Origin of the sequence: Kushneria indalinina DSM 14324, from assembly GCF_003385845.1 — a bacterium.
Lineage (GTDB): Bacteria > Pseudomonadota > Gammaproteobacteria > Pseudomonadales > Halomonadaceae > Kushneria > Kushneria indalinina.
The window spans coordinates 112715-126356 of sequence record NZ_QRDJ01000008.1; the positions used below are offsets into that span (position 1 = coordinate 112715).

Sequence of the window (13642 nt, forward strand, 5' to 3'; positions counted from 1 at the left end):
CCCCCCCCCTGCCATTGCCTGCAGGGGCCGTCTGGTCCCTGCAGGCATCATGTGATGTTCTCTCTTTCCTTTTCTCTTCTCCCTTCTTCTTTTGCCGGATTCGTGGCGTTCGCCCTTTTGTAGGGCATTGTCTTGATCAGACAATGTTCATCTGCTGCTTGTCGACGTTTTCAGGCCATGGGCATACTGGAACATCCGTCCCGGTGCGACCGCGCCATGGCGCTTCAATCCTGCCTGATGCCCTCTCAAGGAGCTGGTGATGTCCTATACCGTGCCCGATATCGAACCTCTGGAATCCATCCTGCCCGATGAGCCGCTGCTCATGATGGGCGCGGGCCCCGTACCCATTCCGGCTCGGGTGGCGGCGGCCAACGGCATCGTCATCAACCATCTGGGCGAGACCATGGCGCGTATCATCGAGCAGGTGAAGGCGATGTCGCGCTACGTCTTTCAGACCGAATCACGCCACATTCTGGGCGTGGCCGGCCCGGGTTCGGCGGCAATGGAGATGGCCGTCATCAACCTGGTCGACCCCGGCACCCGGGTGCTGACGATCAATAACGGCTTTTTCAGCAGCCGGCTGGGCGAAATGGCTCGGCGTGCCGGCGGCGAGGTCATGGAGATGGATGCCGGCGTGTCGCATGCCGCCGACGAGGCCGCCGTCATCGAGGCGATCCGCACGCATCGCCCGCGCGTATTGACCATCGTGCAGGGGGAGACCTCCAGCACCGTGCTCAACCATACCCTGCCGGCCATCTGTCGGGCGGCATCAAAGGCCGGCTGTCTGGTGATCTGCGATGCGGTCTGCACGCTGAGCACCCTGCCGCTGGAGATGGATGCCTGGGGCGTGGATGTGGTGATTACCGGCGGTCAGAAGGGGCTGAGCTCGATCCCCGGCGTGTCGTTGATCGCCTTCTCCGACCGGGCCTGGGCGGTCATCGAGGGTCGGGAGCGCACCCTGACCCACTGGTGTCTGGATGCCCGCCTGGCGCACCAGTTCTGGTACAACAAGTCCTACCACTACACGGCGCCGGTGTCGGGCATTCTGGCACTGCATGAAGCGCTGCGGCTGGTGTGTCAGGAAACCCTGCCCCGACGCTTTGATCGCCACCTGCGTTGTTCCCGGGCGCTACAGGCCGGCATCGAGGGGTTGGGGCTCGGGCTTTATATTGAAGGGCCGTCGCGGCTGAACTCGGTGGTCGGCATTCATCTGCCCGAGGGGCTGGCTCAGGCCGATCTGATGCAGCATATCTCCTGTCATCACGGCGTGGAGATCTCCGGGGCCTTTGGCGCCAATATCGTGCGGATCGGGCAGATGGGCGAGCAGTGTCGCACGCACCATCTGTTTCGCACCCTGCACGCGCTGGGCACCAGCGTACGCTCGCTGGGCTACAAGGTTGACGTGCCCGCCGGTGTGGCGGCGCTGGAGCTGGCGCTAGCCGGTTACCAACCGGTCTATGCCTGACTCTATCGGAGAATGAAAGGGGCCCCGCCATGCGGGGCCCCTTTCGTTGAGACAGCCGCTGTGGTCAGGTCGTCGCTACCCCCGGCTTGTCGTCGCCGTTGCGGCCGCGCCGCTGCAGAATGATCAGAGCTGCGGCGATGGCGATACCGGCCAGGTCGGTATAGATACCGCCATAGATCATGCACAGCGCACCCAGGAACATGACGACCCGCTGCCACGCCTTCACCGGGCCAAAAAACCATGCCTGCACGGTGGCGGAGAGCAGCACAATGCCCATGGTGGCAGTAACGGCGACGCGGGCGATCTGCAGGGCGCTGCCCTCCATCAGCATGGCCGGGCTGTAGAAGAACATGAAAGGTACGATGAAGGCAGCCAGACCGATCTTGAACGAAGCCACCGACGTGCCCATGGCGTTGTCTCCCGAAATGCCCGCCGCGGCGTAGGAGGCCAGTGCTACCGGTGGTGTGATCGCCGAGACCACCGCAAAGTAGAACACGAAAAAGTGCGCGATCAGCGGCTGAATGCCGATACCGATCAGACCCGGTGCGACCACCGAGGCGGCCACCGCATAGGCTGCGGTAGTCGGCATGCCCATTCCCAGCAAAATGCTGATCAGCATGGCGAAGAACAGCGCCAGCAGCTGACTGACGCCGGCCAGGCCCAGCAGCAGCGAGGAAAAGCGCGCGCCCACTCCGGTGAGACCGATCACGCCGACAATCAAACCGGCGCAGGCGCACACCGCGATGATCTGAATCGACATCGTGCCGCCCAGCTGCAGGGCGCGCAGAATCGCCGCCGGGCCCATCTTGTTGGGCGAAATCCAGCTGACGATGGCCGCCGAGGCGGTGGCCAGGGTGCCGGCACGAATCACCGAGTATCCCATGAACAGCGCCGCCACCAGAATAATGATGGGAGCGAATAGATAGACGTGGCGCGCCAGTTTCGAGAACTTCGGAATTTCATCCCGGGTCATGCCACGCATGCCCTTGCGGGCGGCCTCGAAGTCGACCATGAAGTAGACCGAGGCGAAGTAGAGAATGGCCGGGATGATCGCCGCGATGGCGATCTCGGTATAAGGGATACCGGTAATCTCGGCCATGATGAAGGCGCCTGCCCCCATGATCGGCGGCATGATCTGCCCGCCGGTGGAGGCCGCGGCCTCAATGGCGCCGGCGCTACGGCCCGGATAGCCCACCCTTTTCATCAGCGGAATGGTCAGCGAGCCGGTCGAGACCACGTTGCCGGCGCTGGTGCCGTTGATCATGCCCATCAGACCGGAAGCGAAGATCGATACCTTGGCCGGCCCGCCGCGGGCACGACCGGCAGCAGCGAAGGCAAAATTGACGAAGTAGTCCCCCACCTTCGAGGCCTGCAGGAAGGCGGCGAAGATAATGAACAAAATGATATAGGTGGAAGAGACAGCGGTCGTTGGTCCCAGCACGCCGGCGTCGGTGTAGACCTGGCTGAAAAAGCGGTTGAGCGTCAGTCCCGGATAGCCGAGAAAGCCGGGCAGGAAGGGGCCGGCAAAGACGTAGGCAATGAAGATTGCAGAGATGACCACCAGTGCCATGCCGGCCACGCGCCGGGTCAGTTCCAGAATCAGCAGTGAGCCGGCGATCGCCGCCCACGAGATACCGATTGGTGCGAAGGCGGTACCGGTCGAGGCGCGCAGCGGCGAGTTGAACATCAAAAGCAGATAGCTGGAGGCAGCGGCCGCACACACCATTAATACCAGCTCGGCGATCGGCAGGCTGCCGCGTGGCCGGCGGATCAGCCACGAGAGCACGATGGCGCCAACGGTGGCAGCGATCAGCGGTGTGCCGAAATGCCAGGTCTCGACTGTCGGGTCGATGCGCATGGCGCCGCCGGCCATGGTCTGGCGCATCACAAACACCTGCACCAGGGCGTAGAGGGCCGGCAGCAGCAGCACGGCGGCAAGGCCGTCGAGCCAGCGCGGCGAGAGTTGATGGCCGTTTTCGGCGAAGCGGGCTCCGGTATAGAGACCAAAACCAAGAATCAGCGCGCCGCAGACGTGCAGGATACGAAACGTCCAGGTTTCGATCGGGTAAACGTTGAGTGAAATCAGGTGAAAGCTGGTGTAGGCCACGGCCATGATGGCGAACAGCCACCACTGCCAGCCGGCGAAGACGCGCCGGCTCGGCTCGACGACATCGCTGTCGACGCCGTCGGCGATGATCATGTCATTTTCGGGCTTTTGCCCTTCTTGTTGCCTGGACATGGTGTGTTACCTCAAATGAGTCGAAAAACGGCGCCGCCCCAAGGGCGAGGCGGCGACGTGCGTTACTGACGAATCAGCGACGGATCGATCTCATGACCGTTCTCCTCGTACCAGCGCACGGCGCCCGGGTGATAGGGCAGCACGGTGTTGTGTTCAAGATTCTCCGGCACGCTGTTGGCGGCGCTGCGGTGGATGTTACGCATGCGGTCATTGTTTTCCATGCTCAGCTTGACGACCTGATAGACGAACTCCTCGGGCAGATCGCAGTTGGCGATGGTGAAGTTCCACATCGATACGGCGCGTATATCCCGATCCAGCGTGCTGTAGGTGCTGGCGGGAATGGTGAACGGTGCCACCGGGAATTCTTCGACAACCGTCTCCTGCTGCGCTTCGGTGAACTCGACGAAATTGACACCTGTCTGCACTTCCAGCTGGCTGACCGCCGGGATGGGAATGCCGGCCGCGAAGGCCACGACGTCAATCAGACCATCCTGCAGCTGACTGCCGAGATCCGACCAGCCGCCGTTGCGACGCTCGTAATCCACTCCAAGGGTGGTCAGGATATCCGGGAAGTAGGTGTCGGAGGTGGACGCGGCGGGGCCGAAGCCGATGCGCGCGCCGTCGGGAATGCTGTCGATACTGTCGATGCCGCTGCTGGAGAGCGCCGCCACCGAGAAGGGCGTTTCGTACATGGGAAACAGCGCACAGACGTTGTCCATTTCCATGCCCGGTGCCAGCGGGCTTTCACCGTTGAGCGCCTGGGCTGCCGGGCCCATGGTGGTCAGACCCAGCGCCACGTCGCCGCTGTGGACCAGCGCCATGTTCTGGGTCGGACCGCCGGTGATCTCGCCGCCGCCGGAGACGCCCAGCTCATCGGCGATCAGGTTGGCCCAGCCGGAGCCGTAGACATAGTAGGTGCCGCCCTGGCTGGCGGTTGCGACAGTGATGCTGCTCGGCCAGTCGCTGCGGTCCACGCTGTCACTGGCCTGGACAGCGCTGATGGTGGCCAGCGAGGTGACTGTGGTCATGGAGGCGGCGACAGTCATGGCAAGGGTGTTACGGGACAGAATCTGCATGATGGGAGCTCCCGCTATGATCGGACTTTTTTTGAAATGACACCGAGCGCGGTGTCGGTGCGCGTCACGTCATGAGAGGGGCAAACGGTGCGCCATGCGCCTTCTTTGATAATAATTTCAGTGTCTTGGGTTTTATTGATGCAACTTTGGTCGGGCGTGGCGCGAGGCCGAAGTGGCGGATATCCGCATTCTTGCACATGAAGGCTGTGCGGAAATCCGCACAGGGGCGTTGTCAGGAAGGAGAGGGTGCCGCCATCGCCGCCGAATTGGCGATGGCCGAGGCTAGAGTATAAGAGCGAACACGATGCCAAAGCACCGATCGGGATAACTTTTGCCCTGTCAAGGGCTGTGCTCAGCCGCCGTCACGGTCGTCACCCTCGTGGCGATACGCCTCGGCGCGCAGGCCATGCCTTTTCAGCTTGTCATAGAGGGTCTTGCGCGGCACCGCGAGGTATTCACAGGCCTCACTGATGCGGCCGCGACAGCGGGCCAGCGCCTGGTCGATCAGGCTCCTTTCAAACATTTCTACCTGCCGGGCCAGTGACAGTGCGCCGCTATCGCCCTCGCCATCGCCCAGCAGGGCGTCCAAATGATAATCGTGGGCGCTGCCGATCAGGACATAGCGCTCGGCGAGGTTGCGCAGCTCGCGCACGTTGCCGGGCCAGTCGTGCGACAGCAGTACCGACATCCCGGCGCCATCAAGCGGCGGCGCCTCGAGGCCGCTGCGGGTCGCTGCGACCACCGCGAAGTGCTGAAACAGCAGTGGGATATCCTCGCGTCGCTCGCGTAGCGGTGGAATCGGCAGGGTCACCACGTTGAGACGATAGTAGAGGTCCTCGCGAAAGCGTCCCGCCTCGGCAGCCGCTTTCAGATCCACCTTGGTGGCCGCAATCACACGGATATCCAGCTCGATGGTACTGTTGGAACCGAGCCGTTCGATGGCGCGCTCCTGCAGCACCCGCAGAAGCCGTACCTGCAGGGGCAGGGGCATCGATTCAATCTCGTCGAGAAAGATGGTGCCTCCCTGGCCGTACTCGAACTTGCCGATACGTCGTTCCACGGCGCCGGTAAAAGCGCCCTTCTCGTGGCCGAACAGCTCTGATTCGATGATGCTCTCCGGTACTGCGCCACAGTTGATCGCCACGAAAGGGGCGCCGCTTCGGCGGCTGCGCTCGTGAATGGCGCGGGCTACCAGATCCTTGCCAACGCCGGTTTCACCGAACAGCAACACATCGGCCTCTACCTGGCTGATGCGCGACACCATGGTGGCCAGCTGGGCGATCGCCGCAGTGCGGCCTACCAGCCGAGGCCCCGGCGCCGACTGCTGCGCCTCCAGCTCGGCGCGCAGGTGGCGGTTCTCCAGTGCCAGCCGGCGGGTTTCGGCGGCGCGGCGCACCACTTCCACCAGTTCATCGCCGGCGAAGGGTTTCTCGACGAAGTCCCAGGCACCGTCGCGCATGGCGGTCACCGCGGTGGAGACGTCGCCGTGACCGGTAATCAGAATCACCGGCAGCTCCGGGTCGCGGGCGTGCACTTCGCGCAGCAGCGCCATGCCGTCCATGCCCGGCATGCGAATATCGCTGATCAGCACACCGGGAAAATCCTGCTCCAGCGCTTCCAGTGCCTTGTCGGCACTGGCGACCGGCAGTGGCTGATAGCCGGCCAGCTCCAGCGTCTGTCCGGTGGTGAAGCGCATATGGTGTTCGTCGTCGACGATAATCACCGGGGTGGCCGGGCGTTCAGGCATTAGCAGGCGTCTCCGGGGGCAGGGCGCGTGGTGTCGCGACGGCAGGTAGATGGATAATGAACAGTGCCCCGCCTTCGGGGCGGTTACGGGCTTCGAGGCGACCACCGAGGTCACTGATGATGCGCTGCGAAATCGACAGGCCCAGCCCCAGCCCCTTGCCGGCGGCACGCGTGGTATAGAAGGGCTCGAAGAGGTGATCGAGTGCCTCGGCGCTGAGTCCCGGGCCGCTGTCGGCCACGCTCAGGATAACCCATTCATCGCGGTGTTCGGCACTCAGTATCAGCTGTCGCTCGGCACTGTCGCACATCGCCTGCTGGGCATTGCCGATCAGGTTGACCAGCACCTGCTCCAGCCGTACCGAGTCGGCACGCACCCAGCAGGTCGCCTCACTCATCTGCAGCCTTACCCGGATATCGGCCGCCTCCAGGCGAGCGCGAAACAGGCGTAGCGCGTAGTCGAAGCACGCCTGAGCCGAGACGTCGGTCAGGGTGTCATCACCCTTGCGCGAGAACTGACGCAGCTGAGCGCTGATGGCGGCCATGCGTTCGACCAGTTCACTGATCTGCACCAGGTTGTCGGCGGCGGCCTCGGGACGACCGCGTTCCAGCAGGATGCGGGCGTTGTCGGCATAGGCGCGAATGGCACCGAGCGGCTGGTTGAGTTCGTGGTTAATGCTGGCGGCCAGCTGCCCCAGTACCGCCAGTCGCGCGGCCTGCACCAGCTCGTCACGGGTCTGGCGCAGGCTCTCCTCGGCGCGCTTGCGCTCCTCGATCTCCTGCGACAGCTGTCGATTGGACCCCATCAGTTCCCGTGTACGCGCCTCGACATGGCGTTCCAGCTCATCGCGGGCGTGTGCCAGGGTGTGACGTTCGCGTTCGGCGAAGCGCTCGCGTTCACGACGCAGCCGACGGCGCTGCCAGCCAATGGCGCCTCCCAGTGCGAGCAGCATCCAGCTACCGCCGGCGCCCAGCGCCCCCAGCCACTGCGCCTGCGTTACTGGCGCCAGAGGCTGCAGAATATTCAGGCGCCAGTTGAAGCGTGCCAGCGGCTGTGAAAGGTTCAGATAGTCACGACCGTCAAGACGCATCAGTCGGGCGCCGCCGGGCAGCGTCTCAAGCACGTCAAATCCTGCCTCGGGCAGCGGGTCATCGGTATAGCGCCGGGTCGCCAGCAGCCCGCGGCGCACGCCCTCTGAAAGAGGCTTTAGTGCGGTCAGGCGCAGGTCGGGATTGCTGGCCATGAAGATGATACCGTTGGCGTCGGTGACCAGCAGGGTGGCGTCGAGACTTTGCCACTCGCGCTCGATCCCCTCGAGTCCCACCTTGACCACCATTACCCCATCAGGTGGCGTCTCCGATGTTCTGCCATTGGCCCACACCGGCGCCGAAAAATAGTAACCCCGTTTTCCCGACTGGGTGCCGAGGGCGTGGAAACGACCGCCGTGGCCGCTGATGGCCTGACGATAATAGCCCCGAAAGGCATAGTTCTGGCCCATGAAACTGTCGGCGCGCTGCCAGTTGCTGGCAGCAATGGTGGTGCCGCCGCGGTCGAGCAGATAGATATCCGAGACGTCCGCGTAGGCCCGTGAGCGATTCAGCAGCCGATTGAGCGCCGGAACATCGCGGATGTCATGTGGCTGGGCAAGAAAGCGCCGCACGCTCTCGCGGGTGGCCAGCAGGTGGGGCAGGTAGTCGTGGCGGGTAAGATAGCCGGTGAGGTTGGCGCGTGACAGCTGCAGGGCGTTACCGGCGGTGTGATGAAGCTCCGCCAGCGCCCACTCGCGGGCCAGCCGCGCGCCCTGCCACATAACCAGCAGCAGCGCGATGCTGACCGCCAGCACTACCAGCATGCGCCGGCGTCCGATGCGTCGTTGCGGCGTATCCCTCATCGCCGGCTGACAAGCGCTGTGCCGGCCACGACCGGGTCGGTGCCTCCTGGGTGGCGCATACTCTCCCCTTGGGTGAGTCGAGTCGAAACATCATGCTACGTGGATCGCGACAGGCCGCACAGTATCGAATGGTCGATGCCGGCGGGCGCCCTTGAAAGGGCGCTGGCGTGCCACACACCAGGATGTGCCTGAAACGCCTTGTTCCATCCATCCGCTCCGGCGTCATTGGTTATCGTCGTCTCCTTGATCAGGCAGGGGTGAAAAAATGGGCAGCGCGGATGCGATAATTTTTTCAGGAAAGTGCGCCCAGAGCGCCGGTTCGCGTCCCCGGTACAGCCGCAACGATCGAGGCGCCTGATAACAACTCTCGTCGAGTACATCGTTCGTGCGGTGGAAACCTGATCGCTTTTCAAGGCCTGCGTCGGCGACGCCCTCGGTCGGACAAAAAAATGCCCCGCATGAGCGGGGCATTGTCTTGAGAGGCGATCGGGATCAGACGTTGTTTTGTTCGATGCCCTGAATGTACCAGGGGGACTGGTCGCGCACTTCACGAACCAGATGCCAGGTCTCGTTGAACTCGTTGTCCTGACCGTCCTCTTTCATGATGCCGTGAAACAGCACCGTGGCTTCGGCCTGCTTGCCGTGTTCGCGCACATCACCCAGCTCGGCAAACAACCGCACGACCTCGGTCTGGTTGTTGGCGCTTTGCTCGGCGCGCTCCTTGCGTAGCAGGTTATAGAGCTCGGGTGTGACAAACTCCTGAATTTTCTCGAAGTCGTTGTTGTCCCAGGCGCGCTGCAGGTTCATGAAGTGCTCCTTGGCACCGGACAAAAACTGCTCGCGGTTGAACCAGTCGGGCTCGCTGCCGGCCATGGCCGCACCACCCATGGCACCACCGGCAGTCCCACTGGACGTGCCGCCAATGTCATGCGCCTGACGCTGCTGGTGCTGAGGCTGCTCGTCGTGGGCGCCGGTGTTGGTCGCTCGACGCCGCGCCGCCAGCACCTTCCAGGCCACAAAGCCCAGCAGCGCGATCAGCAGGATATCCATGAAGCGGATGCCGTCGAAAGCGCCGCCAAAGAACAACGACGCCAACAGACCGCCTGCCATGATGCCGGCCAGCGGGCCCATGAAGCGGGACATGCCACCACCGGCGGCGCGTGTGCCCTGCTGGGCCTGACGCGGCGGTGTGCTGGCCTGGCTGCTGCTCGGGCTTGACGAACGGGAGTAGCTGCCAAAGCTCTTGCCGCCGCCGAAGCGCTTGGCGTCGGCATGCTCGACGGCCAGGCCAAAGCTCATCAGACCGATGAGCAGGGTGATCAGTAGATGACGCATGAGAGATCCTCCCGATAAATGCATCATTGAGTGGTGGTCAATTGACCATCGTTGCGATTACTGCGCGTCGCGGGTAAATACCCAGCTGTTGTGATCCGACAGGTCGGCATTAAAGCGATAGCCGCCCATGTCGAAGGCCTTTAGATCGTCACGTTTCTCGAGTCTTTGCTGCACCATCCAGGCGCTCATCATGCCGCGCGCCTTTTTGGCATAAAAGCTGATGACCTTGTACTGCCCGTTTTTGGCATCCTTGAAGACCGGGGTGATGACATCGCAATCGAGATGCTTGCGGTCAATGGCGCCGAAGTATTCGTTGGAGGCCAGATTGATCAGCACCGGGTCACCGCTGCTTTCTTTCACCGCCTGATCCAGATCGCGTGTCAGACGCTCTCGCCAGAAGGCATAAAGATCACGCCCGGCCGGGTTTTCAAGCTTCGTGCCCATCTCGAGGCGATAGGGCTGCATCAGATCCAGCGGGCGGAGCATGCCGTAAAGTCCCGACAGGATGCGAAGATGCGACTGCGCCCACTCAAGGTCATTTTCCTGCCAATGCGCCGCTTCAAGCCCGGTGTAGACGTCGCCCTGAAAGGCCAGTATCGCCTGTTTGGCGTTACTTGTATCAAACGGTGTCTGCCACTGCTCGAAACGCGCCACGTTGAGACCTGCAAGCTTGTCACTGATCCCCATCAGCTGTGACAGGGCCTGCGGTGAATAGTCGCGCAGAATATCGATCAGTTGACGGCTCTGGTCCAGATAATCCGGCTGCGTGGCCATCGTTGTTGAGGAAGGCGTTTCAAAATCCAGCGTCTTGGCTGGGGACAGCACGCTCAGCATGCAGATTCTCCGCTCATGTTGTCACGATTATAACCCCTCCGGCCCCGGCATCAGACTGCATTAAGCCAGTGCCAGGCCAGAGGGAGGACGTATGGTGTCCGGGCCCCGGAAAGGAGATGGGTCAGGGGCAGGGGTTGGGCAGGCGCTTATGGACGCCTTCAATGGCTTCAATAACCTCATCGGAAAGCGTCAGCGGCTCGCTTGCGATGTTGTGATCGAGCTGCTCAAGCGTCGTGGCGCCGATGATATTGCTGGTCACAAAGGGCCGGGTGTTGACCCAGGCCAGCGCCATCTGGGCCGGATTGAGATCAAAGCGCCGGGCGATATCGACATAGGCCCAGGTGGCTTCTTCGGCCAGCGTCGAATTGTAGCGCTGAAAGCGTTCAAACAGGGTAAGGCGCGCCCCATCCGGTTTGACCCCGCCCAGGTACTTGCCGGTCAGTACCCCGAAGGCGAGCGGCGAATAGGCCAGAAGCCCCACACTCTCGCGATGGCTGATCTCGGCCATGCCGACTTCATAGCTGCGGTTGAGCAGGTTATAGGGGTTCTGAACCGATACCACGCGCGGCAGGTTCATGGTCTCGGCCAGGCGCAGACAGGTCATCGTGCCCCAGGGCGTTTCGTTGGACAGGCCGATGCTGCGAATCTTGCCGGCATCCACGGCTTCCTTGAGCGCCGACAGGGTCTCCTCCAGCGGCGTAGCGTCCGGGGCCTCTTCATGCTGGTAGTCCAGCTTGCCGAAATAGTTGGCGGGGCGGTCCGGCCAGTGCAGCTGATAGAGATCGAGATAGTCGGTGTTCAAACGCTTGAGGCTGTCATCGAGGGCCTGATGGATCTGCTGACGCGAAAGCTTCGGTCCGCCGCGCAGATACTCCATGCCGCGGCCGGCACCGGCTACCTTGCTGGCCAGCACGATGTCGTCGCGGCGGCCGCGAGCCTTCAGCCAGCTGCCAATATAGGCTTCGGTACGACCCTGTGTCTCGCCGTTCGGCGGTACCGGGTACATTTCAGCGGTGTCGATGAAGTCGATACCGGCGGCCAGGGCGCGATCGAGCTGCTCGTGCGCCTGACTTTCACTGTTTTGTTCGCCAAAGGTCATGGTGCCAAGACAAAGCCGGCTGACCGTTATGCCACTGTCACCGAGAGGACGTCTTTCCATGGGGTTTCCAGAGCCTTGTAAAGCAGGTGAATGCCCATGTTAGACGGGCGGTGATGCGCGGGCAAACACGGGGCTTGAGTCACTTCCTGCACAGGCGTATATTGCCGGCCTCGCCACGCGGGGGAGCCAACCCTCGCCGCGGTGATGACGGGGCTGCCCCTTCTGGTTTTTTACTCTGCAGGTGATGAGTCACCTTCACGGCAACAGTGGTTCGCATCAATGCCTGATCCCTGCCACGCTACGTGCAGACAGGGCATGTATCGAATGCTGGAACTTACAAGGTTGGTTGTTATGCTGCGGTCTGCTCAAGTATTCACCCGGTTTGAATATCGTCTGGCATCGCGTCTGATGCAGGCCCCATGGCTGGAAGGCTCCGCCCACAAGCGTCGCCTGACCATGCACCTGTTTCGGCGCTGTGCCAATGCCGGGCACGTTGATGCGCTGTCCACCTATGGTGTCATGCTGTTTCGTCGTGGCCACACGGCGCGTGACAAGGCCCGGGGCGTACGCTGTGTCGTCAAGGCGGCCGAGGCCGGCCACCCCGAGGCGCAGTATCAGGTGGCACACATGTACGAACACGGTTGCACCCAGTTTGCCCGTCGGGAAGACCGCGCGGTGACCTGGTATGCTCGCGCGGCCGAAGCCGGTCATGACGGTGCCGCCCAGCGACTGGCTCGCGCCTTCGATCACGGCGAGCTGGGCCTGCCGGTGGACCCTGAGCGTTCACGACACTGGCAGCTGGCAGATGACGATACCGCCATTGCCGCTCGGCAGATGACCTCAATGCCCGGGAGTGCGCCGGCGCTCCAGTAAGGCCAGTGCTTGCACCGGTCGAGACATTGAAAAAGCCCGAATCCAGTGGATTCGGGCTTTTTCGTGGCCGCAGGCTGATTGACGTTCAGGCCGCCGGGTCAGGCGCCGGAGACGCCCATCAACACCTTGCCGGTACTGGTGTTCTCTTCCAGAAAGCGCATGGCGTTGTCAGCTTCCTGAATGGAGAAGGTGCGATCGATCAGCGGCTTGATGCGACCATCTTCCAGCAGCGGCCAGACGTGAGCATGCAGGGCGTCCATGACGCTGCCCTTGCCGGCCGGCGAGCGTGAACGCAGGGTCGAGCCGATCAGGCGCTGACGTTTCATCAGCATGCGCGCCAGATCTACATTGGTTTCACGACCGCCCATGAAGCCGATCAGGATGATGCGCCCGTCGAGGTTGAGCACCTGCTGGTTCCATTCGATGTACTCACCGGCCACCGGGTCCAGCACGACATCGACCCCGCCCCAGTTCTGTACGGCCTCGACAAAGCTGCCGTCGTGGCGGTTCCAGCCGGCCTGGGCACCCAGCGCCTTGCAGGCCTCGATTTTTTCCTGGCTGCCCACGGTGACAAAGCAGGGGTTGTTGAAGGCGTGGCACAGCTGAATGGCGGCCGTACCGACACCGCTGGCCCCGGCGTGCAGCAGCACCCGTTCGCCTTCGCGCAGATCCGCTTCCATGTAGAGATTGAGCCAGGCGGTGGCGAACACCTCGGGCAGGGCGGCGGCGTCGCGCAGCGTCATGCCCTCGGGGATGCGCAGGACCTGCGCTTCGTTGACAACGACCTGTTCGGCATAGCCGCCGCCGGCGAGCAGCGCGCAGACCTGATCGCCCACGCGAAAGCGCTCGACGGACGGCCCCACGCTTGCCACCACACCACTGACTTCCAGACCGAGAATTTCGGAGGCCCCTTTGGGCGGTGGGTAGCCCCCGTCACGCTGGAGGACATCCGCGCGGTTCATGCCCGCCCAGGCCACATCGATCAGAATTTCGCTGCCGCCGGGAGAGGGCAGATCCTTGTGCTCACACCACTGAAGGTGGGAATCCTTGACGGCGATGGCATACATACGTTGCTGCTCCCGAAAG

The 13642-nt window shown here is 62.9% G+C and carries 10 protein-coding genes; 2 read left to right on the forward strand and 8 right to left on the reverse strand.

Annotated elements, in window-relative coordinates; translation table 11 throughout:
• Positions 1 to 259: 259 nt before the first annotated feature.
• Entirely contained in the window at positions 260 to 1465 is a 1206-nt protein-coding gene (locus tag C8D72_RS11570; protein WP_115854600.1) for a pyridoxal-phosphate-dependent aminotransferase family protein, read from the forward strand.
• Between the two features lie 64 nt (positions 1466 to 1529).
• Here C8D72_RS11570 and C8D72_RS11575 read toward each other — a convergent pair whose 3' ends face one another.
• From C8D72_RS11575 to C8D72_RS11610, 7 genes are all read right to left on the reverse strand, one after another.
• Positions 1530 to 3704 carry a TRAP transporter permease gene (locus tag C8D72_RS11575; protein WP_245955237.1) on the reverse strand — a complete coding sequence of 725 codons (2175 nt, stop codon included), beginning with the start codon at positions 3702 to 3704 and terminating at the stop codon, positions 1530 to 1532.
• Between the two features lie 62 nt (positions 3705 to 3766).
• Positions 3767 to 4732, reverse strand: coding sequence for a TAXI family TRAP transporter solute-binding subunit (locus C8D72_RS11580; protein ID WP_245955274.1), 966 nt, complete (start codon positions 4730 to 4732; stop codon positions 3767 to 3769).
• Positions 4733 to 5132: 400 nt separating this feature from the next.
• Complete coding sequence (locus C8D72_RS11590) at positions 5133 to 6527, reverse strand: sigma-54-dependent transcriptional regulator (RefSeq protein WP_115854603.1); 1395 nt, start codon at positions 6525 to 6527, stop codon at positions 5133 to 5135.
• The gene (locus C8D72_RS11595; RefSeq protein WP_342768070.1) at positions 6520 to 8376 is read right to left on the reverse strand and encodes a sensor histidine kinase; all 1857 of its coding nucleotides are present in this window, start codon (positions 8374 to 8376) and stop codon (positions 6520 to 6522) included. Before C8D72_RS11595 ends, C8D72_RS11590 begins: the two co-directional genes overlap by 8 nt.
• 531 nt (positions 8377 to 8907) lie before the next feature.
• Entirely contained in the window at positions 8908 to 9750 is an 843-nt protein-coding gene (locus tag C8D72_RS11600) for a Tim44 domain-containing protein (protein WP_170140584.1), read from the reverse strand.
• 57 nt (positions 9751 to 9807) lie between these two features.
• Positions 9808 to 10584: a peroxide stress protein YaaA gene (yaaA, locus tag C8D72_RS11605; protein ID WP_115854606.1), complete on the reverse strand. Its 777-nt coding sequence runs from the start codon at positions 10582 to 10584 to the stop codon at positions 9808 to 9810.
• Between the two features lie 121 nt (positions 10585 to 10705).
• Positions 10706 to 11743: an NADP(H)-dependent aldo-keto reductase gene (locus C8D72_RS11610; protein WP_115854607.1), complete on the reverse strand. Its 1038-nt coding sequence runs from the start codon at positions 11741 to 11743 to the stop codon at positions 10706 to 10708.
• A gap of 291 nt (positions 11744 to 12034) precedes the next feature.
• On the opposite strand from C8D72_RS11610, the gene C8D72_RS11615 reads away from it, so the two are divergent.
• Positions 12035 to 12556: a tetratricopeptide repeat protein gene (locus tag C8D72_RS11615; RefSeq protein WP_115854608.1), complete on the forward strand. Its 522-nt coding sequence runs from the start codon at positions 12035 to 12037 to the stop codon at positions 12554 to 12556.
• 98 nt (positions 12557 to 12654) lie between these two features.
• Here C8D72_RS11615 and C8D72_RS11620 read toward each other — a convergent pair whose 3' ends face one another.
• Entirely contained in the window at positions 12655 to 13623 is a 969-nt protein-coding gene (locus C8D72_RS11620; RefSeq protein WP_115854609.1) for an NAD(P)H-quinone oxidoreductase, read from the reverse strand.
• Between the last annotated feature and the right edge of the window lie 19 nt (positions 13624 to 13642).

Excerpts from the sequence above, each read along its gene's own strand:
- C8D72_RS11570 (WP_115854600.1), top strand. The coding sequence starts at position 260 with ATGTCCTATACCGTGCCCGATATCGAACCTCTGGAATCCATCCTGCCC.
- C8D72_RS11575 (WP_245955237.1), bottom strand. The coding sequence starts at position 3,704 with ATGTCCAGGCAACAAGAAGGGCAAAAGCCCGAAAATGACATGATCATC.
- C8D72_RS11580 (WP_245955274.1), bottom strand. The coding sequence starts at position 4,732 with ATGACCACAGTCACCTCGCTGGCCACCATCAGCGCTGTCCAGGCCAGT.
- C8D72_RS11590 (WP_115854603.1), bottom strand. The coding sequence starts at position 6,527 with ATGCCTGAACGCCCGGCCACCCCGGTGATTATCGTCGACGACGAACAC.
- C8D72_RS11595 (WP_342768070.1), bottom strand. The coding sequence starts at position 8,376 with ATGCTGGTAGTGCTGGCGGTCAGCATCGCGCTGCTGCTGGTTATGTGG.
- C8D72_RS11600 (WP_170140584.1), bottom strand. The coding sequence starts at position 9,750 with ATGCGTCATCTACTGATCACCCTGCTCATCGGTCTGATGAGCTTTGGC.
- yaaA (WP_115854606.1), bottom strand. The coding sequence starts at position 10,584 with ATGCTGAGCGTGCTGTCCCCAGCCAAGACGCTGGATTTTGAAACGCCT.
- C8D72_RS11610 (WP_115854607.1), bottom strand. The coding sequence starts at position 11,743 with ATGGAAAGACGTCCTCTCGGTGACAGTGGCATAACGGTCAGCCGGCTT.
- C8D72_RS11615 (WP_115854608.1), top strand. The coding sequence starts at position 12,035 with ATGCTGCGGTCTGCTCAAGTATTCACCCGGTTTGAATATCGTCTGGCA.
- C8D72_RS11620 (WP_115854609.1), bottom strand. The coding sequence starts at position 13,623 with ATGTATGCCATCGCCGTCAAGGATTCCCACCTTCAGTGGTGTGAGCAC.